The 16284-nt window shown below is 34.5% G+C and carries 19 protein-coding genes, 1 pseudogene and 1 riboswitch; of the genes and pseudogenes, 6 read left to right on the top strand and 14 right to left on the bottom strand.

The window, feature by feature from the left end; all coding sequences use genetic code 11:
* Positions 1-141 precede the first annotated feature (141 nt).
* The 4 genes from PLX19_RS05830 to phaZ form a co-directional block, all read right to left on the bottom strand.
* Entirely contained in the window at positions 142-333 is a 192-nt protein-coding gene (locus PLX19_RS05830; RefSeq protein ID WP_272187566.1) for a DUF378 domain-containing protein, read from the bottom strand.
* Between the two features lie 332 nt (positions 334-665).
* The gene (locus tag PLX19_RS05825; protein WP_272187565.1) at positions 666-872 is read right to left on the bottom strand and encodes an NETI motif-containing protein; all 207 of its coding nucleotides are present in this window, start codon (positions 870-872) and stop codon (positions 666-668) included.
* 4 nt (positions 873-876) lie between these two features.
* Positions 877-2052 carry an MFS transporter gene (locus PLX19_RS05820; protein ID WP_272187564.1) on the bottom strand — a complete coding sequence of 392 codons (1176 nt, stop codon included), beginning with the start codon at positions 2050-2052 and terminating at the stop codon, positions 877-879.
* Positions 2053-2274: 222 nt separating this feature from the next.
* Positions 2275-3171 carry an intracellular short-chain-length polyhydroxyalkanoate depolymerase gene (gene phaZ, locus PLX19_RS05815; protein WP_272187919.1) on the bottom strand — a complete coding sequence of 299 codons (897 nt, stop codon included), beginning with the start codon at positions 3169-3171 and terminating at the stop codon, positions 2275-2277.
* A 188-nt stretch (positions 3172-3359) separates the two neighbouring features.
* On the opposite strand from phaZ, the gene PLX19_RS05810 reads away from it, so the two are divergent.
* The 3 genes from PLX19_RS05810 to PLX19_RS05800 all read left to right on the top strand — a co-directional run bounded on the left by PLX19_RS05810 (position 3360) and on the right by PLX19_RS05800 (position 6350).
* Positions 3360-3776, top strand: coding sequence for a MarR family winged helix-turn-helix transcriptional regulator (locus PLX19_RS05810; RefSeq protein ID WP_272187563.1), 417 nt, complete (start codon positions 3360-3362; stop codon positions 3774-3776).
* Between the two features lie 17 nt (positions 3777-3793).
* Positions 3794-4993 (top strand): MFS transporter, encoded by a 1200-nt coding sequence (locus tag PLX19_RS05805; protein ID WP_272187562.1) that lies wholly within the window; start codon positions 3794-3796, stop codon positions 4991-4993.
* A gap of 94 nt (positions 4994-5087) precedes the next feature.
* Entirely contained in the window at positions 5088-6350 is a 1263-nt protein-coding gene (locus PLX19_RS05800) for a serine hydrolase domain-containing protein (RefSeq protein ID WP_272187561.1), read from the top strand.
* Positions 6351-6388: 38 nt separating this feature from the next.
* Here the strand turns inward: PLX19_RS05800 and PLX19_RS05795 are convergent, their stop codons facing one another.
* The 3 genes from PLX19_RS05795 to PLX19_RS05785 form a co-directional block, all read right to left on the bottom strand.
* Positions 6389-6757, bottom strand: coding sequence for a group-specific protein (locus tag PLX19_RS05795; RefSeq protein WP_272187560.1), 369 nt, complete (start codon positions 6755-6757; stop codon positions 6389-6391).
* Positions 6754-6891, bottom strand: coding sequence for an NAD(P)H-dependent oxidoreductase (locus tag PLX19_RS05790; RefSeq protein ID WP_272187559.1), 138 nt, complete (start codon positions 6889-6891; stop codon positions 6754-6756). Before PLX19_RS05790 ends, PLX19_RS05795 begins: the two co-directional genes overlap by 4 nt.
* Before the next feature lie 309 nt (positions 6892-7200).
* Positions 7201-7452 carry a hypothetical protein gene (locus PLX19_RS05785; RefSeq protein ID WP_272187918.1) on the bottom strand — a complete coding sequence of 84 codons (252 nt, stop codon included), beginning with the start codon at positions 7450-7452 and terminating at the stop codon, positions 7201-7203.
* Between the two features lie 100 nt (positions 7453-7552).
* Positions 7553-7651, bottom strand: a riboswitch (SAM riboswitch).
* Positions 7652-7798: 147 nt separating this feature from the next.
* On the opposite strand from PLX19_RS05785, the gene PLX19_RS05780 reads away from it, so the two are divergent.
* The gene (locus PLX19_RS05780; protein ID WP_272187558.1) at positions 7799-7990 is read left to right on the top strand and encodes a hypothetical protein; all 192 of its coding nucleotides are present in this window, start codon (positions 7799-7801) and stop codon (positions 7988-7990) included.
* Positions 7991-8051: 61 nt separating this feature from the next.
* Here the strand turns inward: PLX19_RS05780 and PLX19_RS05775 are convergent, their stop codons facing one another.
* Positions 8052-8276 (bottom strand): hypothetical protein, encoded by a 225-nt coding sequence (locus tag PLX19_RS05775; RefSeq protein ID WP_272187556.1) that lies wholly within the window; start codon positions 8274-8276, stop codon positions 8052-8054.
* Positions 8273-8490, bottom strand: a pseudogene (locus PLX19_RS05770) (hypothetical protein); the annotation flags it as partial. The pseudogene PLX19_RS05770 and the gene PLX19_RS05775, both read right to left, overlap by 4 nt.
* 105 nt (positions 8491-8595) lie before the next feature.
* Here PLX19_RS05770 and PLX19_RS05765 point away from each other — a divergent pair.
* Together PLX19_RS05765 and PLX19_RS05760 are read left to right on the top strand one after the other, a co-directional pair.
* The gene (locus PLX19_RS05765; protein WP_272187555.1) at positions 8596-9690 is read left to right on the top strand and encodes a Rap family tetratricopeptide repeat protein; all 1095 of its coding nucleotides are present in this window, start codon (positions 8596-8598) and stop codon (positions 9688-9690) included.
* Positions 9690-9860 carry a hypothetical protein gene (locus PLX19_RS05760; RefSeq protein ID WP_272187554.1) on the top strand — a complete coding sequence of 57 codons (171 nt, stop codon included), beginning with the start codon at positions 9690-9692 and terminating at the stop codon, positions 9858-9860. Before PLX19_RS05765 ends, PLX19_RS05760 begins: the two co-directional genes overlap by 1 nt.
* 408 nt (positions 9861-10268) lie before the next feature.
* Here the strand turns inward: PLX19_RS05760 and PLX19_RS05755 are convergent, their stop codons facing one another.
* The 5 genes from PLX19_RS05755 to PLX19_RS05735 are packed head-to-tail and all read right to left on the bottom strand — an operon-like array spanning position 10269 to position 15889.
* Positions 10269-10955, bottom strand: coding sequence for an ECF transporter S component (locus PLX19_RS05755; protein ID WP_272187553.1), 687 nt, complete (start codon positions 10953-10955; stop codon positions 10269-10271).
* Positions 10925-12583, bottom strand: coding sequence for an ABC transporter ATP-binding protein (locus tag PLX19_RS05750; RefSeq protein WP_272187552.1), 1659 nt, complete (start codon positions 12581-12583; stop codon positions 10925-10927). Before PLX19_RS05750 ends, PLX19_RS05755 begins: the two co-directional genes overlap by 31 nt.
* On the bottom strand, positions 12562-13440 hold the full coding sequence (locus PLX19_RS05745; RefSeq protein WP_272187551.1) for an energy-coupling factor transporter transmembrane component T: 879 nt from the start codon (positions 13438-13440) through the stop codon (positions 12562-12564). The genes PLX19_RS05750 and PLX19_RS05745 overlap by 22 nt, the downstream gene beginning before the upstream one ends.
* A gap of 6 nt (positions 13441-13446) precedes the next feature.
* The gene (locus PLX19_RS05740) at positions 13447-14187 is read right to left on the bottom strand and encodes a DUF4430 domain-containing protein (protein ID WP_272187550.1); all 741 of its coding nucleotides are present in this window, start codon (positions 14185-14187) and stop codon (positions 13447-13449) included.
* 58 nt (positions 14188-14245) lie between these two features.
* Positions 14246-15889 carry a DUF4430 domain-containing protein gene (locus tag PLX19_RS05735; RefSeq protein ID WP_272187549.1) on the bottom strand — a complete coding sequence of 548 codons (1644 nt, stop codon included), beginning with the start codon at positions 15887-15889 and terminating at the stop codon, positions 14246-14248.
* Between the last annotated feature and the right edge of the window lie 395 nt (positions 15890-16284).

The following is a 16284-nucleotide window of genomic DNA, read 5'->3' as shown; positions in this document are numbered from 1 at the left end:
TTTTCCCTATTTTATTCCAAGAAGTATTGGAACCGTTCTCATAAGTGTTTTTTAATGAAGTTCTTTACTTCTCTTTCGTATTGAAACAAAAAAAGTGTTAAGCACGTCTGCTTAACACCTTGAATAATAATTGTATAATTGCTAATTACTTGCAAAAAAACGGTCATAAATTTGATATAATGCAGAAATACCAATAAGCCAATAAACAGTATCAACAAGTGCTGGTACAGAACCAAAAAGTTTTTCCACCAGATTAAAATCTAACGCAACAAATAACCAGTTTAAACCGCCAATAATCACCAGAATTGCTGTAAGGTAAGACAAAAATTTCATTATGATTGCCCCCTTGGTGAAAAATGGTGAAAGGCCTTTCGCTATATTATATGCATGGAATTCTTGAATTTTCCCATTTTTATATTTATTTTTTCTCTTAAACAAATTACCTTCTTCGCATGAAATGAAAACTCCTACTACTTATCTCCTTTGAATCTTGAAGTAGCGGTTACTTGCCAACTTTCCAATAAAAAATCCACGCAATCTATATATCCATTTTAATTTTTAGACATATAAGTCGCTTCTATGCATGGCTAGATGCTCTCACCCACCTAAAAAGAAAAAGGGTTTTTATGTCGATTTTTTAATTTGTATTTATATAACGTTGAACTTTATACCGTTTTTATCTTTCCTTCAAAAATTATTTTTCGTCCACAAGGTTCTACAACCGTTTTTCCATCTCTTTTCACCTCATGAAAAATAGGTTCTTCCATACGGCGAGACGGTGCGTAGCCCTCCTTTTCCATTCTTTCTAGGCACTGTGTAATCGTTTCATCTGGAAATACTTCAAATTTTTTCTTTTTTAATTGCTTTGTCATTGTTTTACCTACTTTCTACTTTCCTTATCATTGCTTGACTTTTCATATATGTCACATAAACAATCGAAATGACTGCCATTATGATCATAATGGCAAAGAAAAAGCTTGTATACTGTATTTTCTCTATAAACAGTCCACCTAATACAGGCCCAGTAATGCTTCCGATACTAAAAGCAATTCCGCACAAAATATTTCCTGCTGGTAATAAATGTTTAGATAATAAATCTGTCATATAACCGAGTCCAAGTGAAAAACATGATCCAATAACCATACCAGCAAGCAACATACATATAAATACAAGCCAATAATATTTATCGAATATAGCTGCAAATAGAAAAATCACTGTACTGACGCTAAACACCCATGTTAAAATACGCTCTCTTCCAAGACGATCACTAAGTATACCAAGTGGGATTTGCGTAACAATTCCACCAATCGAAAATGCTGGCAATAAAAATGAAATTTGTTCAACGGACCACTCTTTCCTCATCGCATATACTGGTAAGTTGCTATTAAGCATCCCTTCCAATACTCCGTATGCTAACGGTCCAAGTAGCGCAATCCACCCTATTATCCATACTTGCTTATATCGCTGCAAAGATGATTCACTTTCTTGATTCAATTCTCCTTGGTCAGGAAATGCGTTTTGCGTTGGAATCAACAATAACCATCCTATTAAACAAAGGACAGTTGATACAATAAATGGTGTTGCAATACCGTATTGTACTGTACTTGCTAAATAAGGCCCCAGCGCAAAGCCGATACTAAAAAACGCTCCGTATATAGACACTTGTTTCCCTACTTTGTGCGGACTTGCTGTTGTCGTAATCCACGTTTGCGTTCCAACATGGAGCATATGATCCCCTACCCCAACTAAAAAACGAAGAACAAACCATACCCAAAAAGAAAATGTTTGCGTAAATACAAATAATGCTGCAACAACAAGAAATCCTCCAATTACAATAAGCGGTTTCATTCCAAATTTTTGCATCGGTTTCTCAAGCCAAGGTGAAATAACAAGAATACCAATATATAATGCCGTTGCATGAATGCCATTCAAACTTGAGCTAATTCCCTCTTTCTCAAAAATCATTGCAATTGCCGGTAACAACATACCTTGTGAAAGTCCGGAAATCGCAACAATTCCAACCATAATCCAAAACGTATACTTTCTACCCATTTTATTACGCTCCCTCGATAAACTCACATCCTTTATTATAGATGTTTTATCCATAAATCGTATACTCTTAATTTCCACAAAAATAAAGCTAGAAGTCCATACTTCTAGCTTTCATCCTTCCCATACACTTGAGAGAATGTTTAAAAATATAATTTCTGAATAAGCGTATACAACATTCTATTACAGGATACATTTCGTATTTACAAGTAGGAAACAATGTAGCTACTCTTTCAAAAATGTAATTACTTCATTGATAAACACATCTAAACAATCAATAAATGGAGAATGTCCACAATCATCTAACATGACCAATTTTGCATTTGGTAAATGTTTTGCCAACTCTTCACCAACTACTTTTGGTACTACATAATCACGATCACCTTGGAGAACTAATGTTGGTACTTGAATGCGATTCATATCCCCGTTTCCAGGTACAACTCCGTTATGTTCATCGGATATATTAAATGTTACAAGTCCATAATTTACATCAACAAAATTGCGCTGCGTCAACATATCATTAAGATATTTCTCATAGCGATCCGAACTAGGTTGATGATGCGTATAAATAAGTAAATTCCAGACATTGCGATAATACTGCTTATCCTTTTGTTTTAAAGCTTCAACAACAGGTGCAATTTGAACAGGATCTTCGGCTATTTCTTCTTTTGTTTTTAAAAGGTTATATACAATGGGTTGACCATTTATATCCTTCTTAAAAATCGGATATCCTTTCACGCCTACTGATTCTACCAATATGAGTTTATTTACATTCATCGGATAAGCTGCTGCAAACTGCATAGCAACTCCTCCCCCCATTGACCATCCGACTAATGAAAAATTCTTTAATTGCAGTTCATCTACAAACAACTTCACATCTTCTGTAAAATCATTCAATGAATCAATCGGATGATGATAAGTCGAAAAGCCAAAACCTCGTAAATCAAGGGCATAAATATGGTAAGAATTTTGTAGTTGTTCGATAACTAAATCCCAATGCTGTGAAGATGTCATATTCCCGTGAATAAGCACTATTATTTCTGTTCCACTTCCCGCTTCTTGATAAGCAATTGTTTCTCTATTTGATAATGCTACTGATTTCATAATGGTCGGTTTCATTATTCGCTTCCCCCTTTAAAATTATCAATAACAAAAAAACAGAAAATTCCAATTTAATCATATCACACAGAATGTATGTTCTCAATCTGAAATTAATTTATTTTTCACATAAGCATAGCAATATACTACTAGACAATTCAGAAAAAAATAGATATAGTTAGCTAGGTAACTAATTAGAAAGGGAATACACTATGGACGAAAAACAACACTTTTTTCACACTGTCAGCCAAACCGCTCGGAAATTTTCTAAACGCTTCAATGAGCGTGTTTCCCCAACTGGTTTATACAGTGCGCAGTGGGCTGTGATCTTCCGGCTAAATCAAACTGGACCTTGTACACAAACAGAATTGTGTCATTATTTAAACGTTGAATCTCCAACAATGACCCGTACTTTAAAACGCATGGAATTAATGGAATGGATTACTCGAACTGAGGGAACAGATCGACGCGAGAAACTCATTTCTTTATCAGAAACAGCAATTGCAATGATACCAAGTTGGCAGGAAGAAGTAGATTCATTTGAGAAAAAGACATTACAAGATATTAGCGAGGAAGAACTACGCCTTGCTTTTCACGTACTACAAAAAGTAATTCAAAATCTTGATTAAAAATTGGAGGGATGACTATGGAAAGTCAAAGACTTTGGACGAAAGACTTTATTGGAACATGTTTGAGTAGTCTATTTCTCTTTTTAACATTTTATATGCTTATCACCACTTTACCTGTATATGTTATTGACGGATTAAAAGGAAAGCCTGAAGAAATGGGTCTTGTCGCTACAGTGTTTCTTATTTCTTCTGTAATCTGCCGACCATTTACAGGGAAATGGCTTGATGATTTAGGAAGGAAGAAGATTTTATTCATCTCCCTTTCGTTATTTTTAGCTGCAACAATCATGTACTTTGGTGCACAAAGCTTATTCTTACTGCTTGCTCTTCGCTTCTTTCATGGCATCGGATTTGGAATGGCAACGACAGCTACTGGTACAATCATAACAGATGTAGCACCACCCCACAGGCGCGGTGAAGCACTTGGTTATTATGGAGTATTTATGAGCTTACCGATGGTTATCGGTCCTTTTTTAGGTTTAACAATCATTTCCAAGTTCTCGTTTACAGGTTTATTTATCCTTTGTTCTATATTTTCTATACTTGCTTTTTTATGCGGACTATTAGTAAATATTCCTGACGAAAAAACATCAGGCAATAACGAAAAGAAACGTATGCAATGGAAAGATTTAATTGAGCCTTCAACAATTCCTATTGCCCTTACAGGTTGTGTACTTTCCTTTGCTTATAGCGGTATTCTTTCATTTATTCCCGTTTATGCGAAAGAGCTCGGCATGGCAGATATTGCTAGTTATTTCTTTGTTGTATATGCCATTGTAGTTGTTATTTCCAGGCCATTTTCAGGAAAAATATTCGATCGGTTCGGAGAGAATGTTCTCATTTATCCATCAATTATTATCTTTATGATTGGAATGTTCGTTTTAAGCCAATCACATACTCCATTTTGGTTACTAGCTTCTGGCGTACTTATCGGCTTTGGATATGGAACTCTAATTCCAAGCTTCCAAACAATTGCAGTTAGTGTTGCACCAGATCATCGACGCGGATCTGCCACAGCCACTTATTTCTCATTCTTCGATACAGGGATTGGTATTGGTTCATTCGTTCTAGGAATTATCGCAGCACATTCAAGTTATCATCATATGTATTTTATTTCTTCCATTATCGTTGCATTTACATTACTGATTTACTATATTCTTCATGGACGGAAACAAAAGTTCAAAAGGCAAACAACGCAAGAAAAATTATCTGCTTAATCCTATAAGAGAGAGTAAACTTCTACGTTTACTCTCCTTTTTTTTGCTTCTCAATAGGCTTATCTCTTATAATAAAACTAGAAGGAGGCTTATTATGAGACTAAAAAAATCCCCGCTCATTTTAATCATTTTGATTTTTTTATGTATCTTGACTGGTATGGGATTTACGTTATTCAATCCAAATAAAAGTTTTTCTTCAAGACAAACAGTAACAAAAAAAAATTGGTTACAAGATCCTTATCTCCGTTGGTCTTATTCACATATGTGTGAATTAACATCAACAAAATTTGTTGTTAAAAATCAAAATTATGTATCCTCAATTCCAACTAATTTGCAAAATCTAGATAATCTAGAAATCACAGATGAAGATGAAAATAATACCACGGTTCGGAAATTATTAGAAAAACATAAAACAGATGCCTTTATTGTTTTACATGATGGAAAGCTTGTATATGAACTGTACTTTCATGGATATAAAGAAAGCGAACCGCACGGTATGGCATCAGTAGCAAAAGTATTTACAGGGCTGCTCGTTAATTCACTCATTGAAGAAGGAAAGCTACAACCCAATGCAACTGCTGAAACATATGTAAAAGAGTTACAAGGAACACCATTTGGAATCGCAACAATTCAACAACTGTTAGATATGCAAGTTTCAGCAAAATATCCAACTCACGGTTTTAAACAGGCTGGATTAGATAACCAGGATGCACAATTATATTTAGCAAGCAATCTTCTTCCTCGTGGTAAATACTATAATGGACCGACAACAATATATGATATGTTACTAGAAGCAAATGAAACCGCTGCTCCAGGGGAAACATTTTCATATAATAACGGTTCTGCTGAAACACTAGCCTGGCTCCTTCGTACTGTAACAGGAAAATCACTCGCAGATTTAGTAAGTGAACGGATTTGGTCACCAATTGGCGCAGAAGAAAATGCATATTACGTTGTTGACAAAACTGGAGTGGAACAGGCAAGTGCAGGATTAAATACCACTGCACGAGATATGGCGAGATTCGGAAAGATGATTTTAGACAATGGTGTATATGACGGGAAACAAGTTATTTCTTCTTCTATAATTGAAGAAATTAAGGATATTAAAAAATACGATCTCCCTGTTGGCGATGGCGAAGAATATTCATACCATAATCAGTGGTGGATCTCCCACAATGAACATAATGCCTTTGAAGTACTAGGCAGTTATGGACAACGATTATATATCGACCCAACTGCACATATGGTTATCGTTCATTTTTCTTCCAATGCGAATCATAATGGAGAAATACAATCCGCATATAGCAAAATGTATTTGCAAATTGCAGAATACTTACAGAGGGAGTCCTCTAATTAAGTTTAAATCCCTAAATTTTTGTTACGAAAAGAGCTGTCTCATGACAGCTCTTTCTCTATAATTGTAATTACATATTTCCATTGTTCTTCTGAAAAACATAACGGTTTTAACTGAAATACCATAGAACATATCTCTTCTATATAATGAACATTTTCCTGTAAAAATTCCCATTGGAGCAACTTAGGTATATACAACTCTACAACTTGTTCACTTTGTTCTACTAATATGTCTACTTCTCTCTCACAAATACCTCTTATAAGATACTCTTCTTGCACTTCTTGTTTGGCTTTAGAAAATTGCTTGCTATTCTCCTTTATACCAAGTAAACAATCCAGATAAGAAAAAAACAAATCATCTTCTCTTTTACATACATTCGCAATTTTGTAAATCAGTTCTCTATTTTTCATAATCTTGTTGCCTTTTCATATATCTTTTGCAGCCATTTCTCTCTTTTTTCTTGTTTACTATTTTTCACTTGTTTCAAAATGGCACCGTTGAAGCTATAAGAGTTTGGATGTGCATATACAATTAATATGTTCATTGTAAACAACACCTTCCTTTAATTCCCTTTTGACTTTTTCTATGCTCACATGCTATTCTAATACATGTCAAGGGGCAAGCCTCTTTGACAAAACAACTGACACCTATTCGGCGATGGTGTCCTTTTTATTTGTTAGCCGAAAACGCTCATCTTTAGGGGCACATTTAATTTTTTAACACTACACACTCAGCACCATTCTCTTGTAAAAAGACTGCATAACACAGTCTTTTTATCTACATAACGCTCTTCGAACAAAATGAATTTTCAAATAAATAATACTATAAAAAAGGGAGAGTAACCCCCTTTTTGTTATTTTACAATGTAATATATCCCCTTATCATCTATACATTTATGTTGCTCTGCTAACGTAATTTTCCCATCTAATTTTAGTTCATCTAGCAGTCGTAGTAAGTAAAATTGCTGCAGCATCTTCTTCGCAAATTTCCCTTCATGTTCAGCTGCAATATGTTGTTGAATATCTAATAATGTAATCGGTTCTTCCTTCTCTTCCATATATTTATAAATTGCATTACGTAGTGTAATATATTTCTCAAGTGTCATAACATGATCGTTCCTTTCTTCTCGTTGTCCATCTTTCATTATCGGTTTTTTTGCAATAAAAAAACCTCTTCGATAAGAAGAAGCGGTACATATCTCTTCCTTCTTATCTGTCAGAACAAAACTGTTCTGCTGGAATTAGCACCTACATCGTGGTTGCTGGGTTTCATCGGGCCAGTCCCTCCACCTCTCTGGATAAGAAAATATTCACTTTATCTCTTACTATAATGAATATAACCTAAAAAGTCAATTCTCATAAGAATAATCAGGATTTATTTTTTAGACTGCTCTGATATTTTATTTTGTTTTGCTCATACTACAAATGTATAAAACCAAAGGAGGCGCAGTCATGCAAAAAAATGCACGTGGTCACGTTCAAGATTCTTGCCAAGCTTTACACGAAGCAAAGAATTGTTTACAAAATGCCTTACAAACAGTTGAGAAATCAGATAATCGTCAACGCATTGAACAATCTTTACAAGCTGTTCAACATGCACTGCATCAATGTGATAGTACAGCTGAAGTTTTATCTCAAGAATAAAAATGCCTTACAATAAAAAGTAAGCACATATGAATCATGCTTACTTTTTTATTACTTAATATCAGCCCTTAAATTGAAATAACACTATAGTAGCAATGAAAAAATAAATTGAATTGACGATTTCCCACACACCCACTTTTAAAACAGATACTTTTTTACCATACAAAACGATAGCTCGAATGCAGCTTGGAATAAACGCAATGACAAACCATGGTGTCTTTAATTGAACAATTCCAGTTACAACAACACACTGTAATCTTTTTTCATTATAAAATTTTTTCCTCAAACCCTTTTATTCTCTATCTCCTTCTCCCATTCACTTAAATATGGTAATATTCATGATCGTTAGGCCCATCAAATAACAAAGAAATAAATTCTAACTCATTCCCATCATAATCAAGAAAATATATACTCGCTGCCGACATCCAGCTTTGAACAATCGGTTCTTCACTCCCTTTTCCTTGACTTCCAATCACTTCTTTTCCCCTCTCCTTTAACCAAGTTTAGACCTCTTTAAAATCTTAGTAAAAGAAAAAAATTTCTCAATAACTAAATATTTTAAAACTTGATACAATTGAATAAATATAAATTAGGAGGGTTTATGAATGGAGACTACAAAAGTTGCGATAGAACAAATTACATCTCTACTAAATAAATGGCACGATTCAATTCGTAATCAAAATACTGTTCTTGCACTTGAAATTAGAAATGATGTCAAGGAAAAAATTGATAATATCGAGGGAAATCAAAATATTTTATTCTACTACTCTTTACTAGAGTTTAGATATCAATTACTTATAAATGATTTTAGAGAATCCAAAATTTTGTCAGAAAAAATAAACAGCTTTGAAAAACCAGCTGACAATTTTTTATCGTATTACTATTATTTTTTTAATGCAATACATGCTACTGAAATTGGTAAATTTAAAGAAGCTAACGTGTACTTTAACAATGCTAAAGAGTTATTAAAGAATATACCTGACGAAGCTGAGAAAGCTGAATTTTCCTACAAATTCGCAGCATTCAACTATCAAATTCGTCAACCACTTGTGGCTATCAATTATGCAACAAAAGCCAAAAAATATTATGAAAATTCATTAGGAAATGAGATTAATATTGCTGGTTGTACCAATATTTTAGGACTTACATGCACTTCTTTAGGTCAATATGAAGCTGCTGAAGAATATTTCATAAATGCTTTAGATATTGTTAATAAAAAGAAAAATACACAACTTGCTCTAAAAATCAGACATAATTTAGGCTTCTTATATGCTGAGCAAAACTTATCTGAGGCTGCTATTAGAAATTTATCTGCTTCTATTGAAGATCCTGAAACTGACTATAAATGTACCTTTCTATTAGCAAGAGAACATTTTAAATTAGGTCATACTAAAGAAACAAATAAATTAATTGAAAAGGGATTGGAAATTTGTAATCGTTTACAAGCTATTGAATATAAACACCACTTCTCCATCATTCATGCATTAAATACAAAATTACCAACTAGTACATTTGAAATAATAATTAAAGAAGGAATTCAATACTTTGAGCAAGAAGATTTATTAGGATTCGTACATGACTACTCTAAACAATTGGCTTTAAAGTTTTATGCTTCTAATCAATCAGATAAAGCAAGTCAATATTTTTACAAGTCACACGAAGCCGAACAAAAACTACAAGATAAGGAGGCTTTAAAATAATGAAAAAAACAGCTAAATTTTTTGGAATTACATTCGGATTAACTTTACTACTAACAGGACTTATTGGGTATACTCCTTCAAACACATTACAGGCGGAACATGGTAAAACATTCATAAAACAATCAGATGCTCTAAACTCTGTTCAAGAAGAACATGGAAAAACGTTTTGATTTTACAATAAAAAAATACATTATTCAGAGATAATTCATATAGTGGTTACTTTGAATATACAACAAAATATTTATCAATATACTAAAACCAAAAAGAAGATAATCCCCTGGGGGTTATCTTCTTTTTTAAGAGACTATATCAGTACTCTCACTATGCTTTGGAGTATTTTCTTTCATCTTCTTCTCATTCACACTTAAAAGTGAAACCCATTCTTTTTACCTGTCATTATAGTATTTATTGATTATATCGAATCGCTATTTAATTAAATTTTCAAGATAAAAAAGACACCTCCTACTGAATGTAAGAAGTGTCTCAAAAGGCAAACGAATATGTAAGTCGCGATCCTACTGTATATATTTATGTCGTACAAGAAAAATTTATTCACTATTTACGTAAGTGATAGTTCCTTACTCTAATATGCCATACTTCCTCTTAAAGCGTGTCAATATTTTAAGCCAGGATGTACTAAACATCCAAAGAAAAAGGACATTGGAAAGTGCATGGGCTAGATCAAAATAAAAGCTTGTCATATATGCTTTTATAAAAGTATCCCATGTTAATTCTTTCAAAAAGCCAATAAGGAACCATAAATTCATTATCCAGTTAAAAGCAAATCCTGCGATAAAGCCAAAGAGGACTCTTCCCCATAAAGTTTTCATCATCCACGTATGCCGCAATAATCCTGCCGAAAATCCCATCATACCCCAGCAAAACATTTGCCATGGTGTCCAAGGTCCTTGTCCTAAAAAGATATTAGAAACAAGGGCAGCTGTTGCACCGATAAGGAAACCGGTCTCACTGCCAAATACAATTGCTGATACGATAATCACAAACGATGTTGGTTGTACACTTGGAATGATTGAAAACGGAACTCGGCTAATCGCTGCAATTGCCGCTAGAACAGCTACCAGTACAATTTCACGTGAAACAAACGCTTTTCTCTCAAAACGCACATAAAATGGTAGCATAATCATAATTAAAAAGAAAATGCTGCACCATATGTAGTATTGATCTGCCACAAAAGATGTAAATAAAAGTGTACTAATCAATACGATTAAAACAGCTAAAACGATACAAGCATATCTTCTGGACACGCCTCAAACACATCCTCCCACGTTAAAGCATACGGCAATTGTTTACGAATAAACCGATTAATAGACGTTGTATAAAAAAAGTTCTCACTAAAAAAGCGCGCCGGTGTTTCTTCCATGATAATTTTCCCATCAAATAACATAATACAGTTATCCACATATTTTGCTGCGAATTCAATATCATGCGTCGCCATAACAATTGTCGTTCCTTCTCTTTGTAGTTGTTGAAACAACTTCCCCAGTTCTTCTTTCTTCCCTGGATCTAGTCCCTTTGTCGGTTCATCTAATACTAAGAGATTTGGCTTTGATAATAATACTGTACAAAGAGCAATTAATTGCTGTTCCCCACCGCTGCAATCATGCGGATGGCGATTACGAATATGAAAGATTGAAAACTTCCGAAGCATTTCTTCTACTTTTTCATTTGCTTCCCTTTTATATAGTTCTTCTGCGCGGCTAAGCAACTCGTCCCAAACAGTATCATGGGTGAAATGATAGTAAGGATACTGCGATACATAACCGATTTTTTGAAAGCGTTCTTTCGCTTCCACTTTATGAATGGGCTTTCCTTCCCAAACTACTTTTCCTCTGCGACATTTTTGCAATCCTGCTAGAAGCGTTAATAACGTTGATTTCCCAGTACCATTTTTTCCAACAAGCGCTGTCCATTGCCCTTGTTTAACATTCAACGTCAAATCCTGTAAAATGAACGGTCCATTCTTTTCATATTGAAATGAAACATGTTTTGCTTGTAGTATTACATCCCTTTTTTCTATATGCTGTAATGGTATATCACACCGAAACTCATTTAAAATAGGACGAATTTGTTTCTGTGCATCACGAACGGTAAACGGAACATGTTCAGCCTTCCACTCTAAAAACAACCGTGGGATTTGCGGAATATATGGACGAAACGCTTCTACTTTCCACATTTCTGGTATCACTTCATTTGGCTTTCCATCATACACAACGGTTCCTTCATCTATAAAAACAATTCGGTCGGCAAGAGGAACTACTTCATCTAAACGATGTTCACTCATAATAATTGTAATTCCTAATTCTTCATGAATTCGTTTCAATAGTCCTAAAAAATCTTTTGCTGCAATTGGATCTAACTGTGCTGTCGGTTCATCTAACAACAACAATTTAGGTTGTAAAACAAGTACAGCAGCTAAATTTACAAGCTGCTTTTGCCCTCCAGATAACGTATGTACAGATTGATGCAACATATCTTGAAATCCTAAAAAACTAATTAATTCAGCAATTCTTTTTTGAATGACAGTTGTTTCATAGCCGATGTTCTCTAATGAAAATGCAAGTTCTTGAATTACCGTATCCATCACAAGCTGATTCTCTGGATTTTGAAATACCATACCGATTTCCTGAGCCGATAATAAGTCTGGTATTGCTTCTAAGGATGCTCCATCATAATACATGTTGCCCTCTCTCATACCAATTGGGAGAAGTTCTTTTTTAAAGTGTTTTAATAGCGTCGTCTTACCGCAACCAGAACGGCCTGCTAATACAACAAATTCTCCATGGGAAATAGATAAAGATACATTACATAAAGCAGCAGACTCCTCATCTGTATATGTAAATGACAACTCTTTTATTTCTGCATGCGCCACCATAACCACTCCCTTCCTTCCATTAGAATTGGTAGACTTATATACATAAGAAATGGAATAAATACAAATAGATCATTCCGATCTAAAAAAAGCGCTTCTACTTTTGGATAGATAGTTAAAATTCCATATTCCTTACTTACACAAAAAAGACAACATACAAATAAAATGACGAACAAGCTAAGAATAAACCAATCTCTGCGGCCCATACGATACCCAATATATGTACTTCGTTTCGTCACTCCAAATCCACGTGCTTGCATTGAATCAGCAGTTTGTAGGGCCTCTTCTAATGAGCAAACTAATAATACTTGTAAAAGCTTCATGCCGTTCTGCGCCCTTTCTTTCAAAGAGCCCGCGTCCACTTGAACTCCCTTTGTTTTTTGTACAAGGGTAATATGAGTAACACGTCTCATAAATAAAGGTACAAAGCGTACTGTAATCATCGTGAGTAATGCTGCCTTCGGTGAAATACGGGAAAATAAGTATAAAAACTTATGACTCGATATCATTTCATTATAAGAAGTAAACGTAAACATAATAACAATCAATGATAACGCCATTGTGCATCCATATATTACAGCTTCTAATGTAATTGGATTAAAACCAATATAAAATAAAATTGTACTCCCTCGGTGCGTTAATAACGAATTGGCTATCGTAATAATAAAAGCGAAAAAAAGTGAACTAGGTAACATTTTTCTCAATTTTTCTCCATTGCCTTGCGTAATATTTAATATAAGGATCATACAAATTGCACCAATCAAAAAAACAGGGTGAAGACATACCATACATAGTATTATCACCCCTATATAATACAGAAAATTGATGAATGGATGCATTGAAGAAAATGCTAGTTTCATTACCCCTTACCGATCTTCTTTCCTATAATCTAATGAATAAAACCATTCAATTTTATCGCCTTGTTTCACTTTATAGCTACCTGCACCCTTATTCACAGCAACACCATTCACACGATACATCCATCCGCTCCCGGCACCTTTAGATTTCTCGTATAAATTATTAATACCTTGAACATATACGCCGCTTCCCGAACCTGTATATTCCATTTGAACCCCTTTTTTCTTCAATGTTCGGCCTAACACTTTAAAGACTGTATCCCCGTCTTGAAGTTCTACTTCCGTTTCTCCTAAGATTGTACTTTGATCATCTCTTACTGATAACGTAACCGTCTTTACCTCTGGTTTTGATTTTGGTTCTGGTGTAGGTACAGGATTTACTTGTGCTTGCTGTACATTTTCTTGTTTCAGTGTTTCTTTCGATTCATTTACAACTTCGGATTGTTCTTGTTGATTTTGTGATGGTTCTGCAGTTTTCGCTTGGGACTGATTTTCTTCTATAGATTTTGGTTCTGCAGCTTTTTCTTCTTTTTGTTTCTCTGCTTGTTTCTGTTCTTCTGCCGGCTTTTGTTCCTGCTTACTATCTTCTTGTTTTTGTTCTTCCTGTTTTTTCTCTTCTTGCTTCTTCTCTTCTTTTTTCTCTATTTGCTTTCCAGCAACTTTTGTGTCGGTTTTCACTTCATTTTGACTACATCCCGCAATAAAGCTAAATGAGAAAACGAGCAATACAAGCCATTTCATCAATTTCATCTTTTACACACACACCTTTCATAATAAAATTAGGAGCAAATATTTGCTCCTAATTTTGTCAAGCCGCTTTTCTTCTCCATAATACATATGCACTGGTCATACATAATACGCCTAACGTAGTTGACGTAGCAATACCTCCGCCTGACATACCTGTCTCTGGTAAGTAACGATTTTCTACTTTCGTATCGTTTTGTACAGATTGCTTTTCATCATTTGAAGCAGAAGGTTTATTCGTTTGCTTTTGCGGTTCTTCTGCTACTGGTTGTTTTGACTCATCAGTTGGTTTATTTCCTTCATTTGTTGACGCCTCTGTTTTTGTCCAATCATACACAGAGCCTTTACCCGTTAAAAAGTTCTTATATTGTACAAGTGCTAACATTGCTTGCTCTGTTGTCATGCCACTCTCTTCCGTATCAGCTGGCAACCATTTAAACCCACCATTTTCTAGTTGATAGGATAATAGATTTTGGACTGCATTATAATTGTTTTTTGTAAATAAAGCACTTGTTGGATCGATACTAGCTGCCGCTAGTCCAAGAACAGCTTGTGCTACACTGTTAGCATTTTCTACACCACCAGATGAAAATCCACCTTTACCTGTTTGTGTACTAGCTAAATATTGCTTTGCTTTTTCTAACGATTGTTTTACTTCTGCTTGATCTTGATATGGTGCTAATGCTACAAGGGTCATTCCTGTTACATCAGCATCACCTGGTTCTTCTAATTTACCCATATACGCCCAGCTACCGTCTGTATGTTGTAATGTTAAAATAGCTTTAATTAAGGCGTCACGATTCCATTTTGCATTTGCTGGCACTTCGTATTTTTTTGTATCTAACGCAATTAAACTAAAAACGTAATCTGTAATAGAATGTGTATTTTCAAAGTTATATAACTTTGAAATTAAGTTATTACTAGCAATGTTTGTTGGATCTCCATCTACTGCTGTAACTGCTAAAATAGTACGTGCTAATTCAGTAGAAGAAAATTTATTTTCTTTTTCTTCTACACGTTCTACTATCGATTGTAAATAATTAAACTTTGCATCTTTAGAAACTTTTTGGCCTGATTGAGTAAGTCCAATCATAACCCAGTCACCATCAATACCATCTATCATCATCTTTTGGGCAGTTTTTGTAATTGCTTCATCAACTTTCTTTATTACATCAACTTTTGTAGGTTCTTGTGGTTTTGGTGCATCTGGCTTATTAGTACTTGGTTTCTCTGTATTCGGTTGATCTGTATCCTTCTTACATGTACCACGTTTATCTAACACTTGCTGCAAAGTTTCTTGACTCATATTGTTCCAATCAACAACATAGCGATACGCCACAACATCTCCAGCTTTTAATTTATAGCTATCTGCCCCAACCATTGGTGATTGATTATTTACCTCATATGTCCATCCGCTTGTTGCACCTGCCATTAAGCCATCAATACCTTTAATATATGCACCATATGGTGTGTTTTCTGCCGTTACTTTATTACCCATTTCTTTTTGCAGGAAACTATAGGCTGTCTCTCCATCTTGAATTGCAACTTCTTTTGGACATAGCATAATTCCTTTTTGCGAATCTCCAACAATTGCTAACGTTGCTGTATTCCCTTCAGCAAACGTAATATGTACAGTATTTGCAAAAGACAAAACAACCAATGTAACTGTCATAAATGACGTTATTAACCACTTTTTCATGTTCGTCATACTGATGAATCATCCCCTCTCCTATAAATCACATAAAGTAAAACTTCCATCAGTGGGGGGACTTCATCCCCCACCTATTTTCTTCTCTCCCAACCCTGAAGTGGGAGTCTTACTGCCCTTTAATGCGGGATTAAAAACACGCAGCTAAACAAATATTCAATAAGTGTTTAACATCTCTGTTGCTTCCTTTATATAGGAAACAATACTGTTTTACATCATAGATTTTACGCTCTTGCAAATCCATAATGTTACAAAATTCTGTACTATTTTACTATTTATATATTTTTTTGTCTATCATTTCTCATATTTCCTTCTTAAGATTAACAATATTTTTATATGGCTATTTGCAGGAATTCCCCCCTCATCTCAAGATTGTAAGAAATCAAAAAAAAGAT

This window comes from Bacillus sp. BP-3 (genome assembly GCF_028401955.1).
Lineage (GTDB): Bacteria > Bacillota > Bacilli > Bacillales > Bacillaceae_G > Bacillus_A.
The sequence above is the reverse complement of the archived record's forward strand: the minus strand, read 5'-3'. Positions and strand labels throughout refer to the sequence as shown.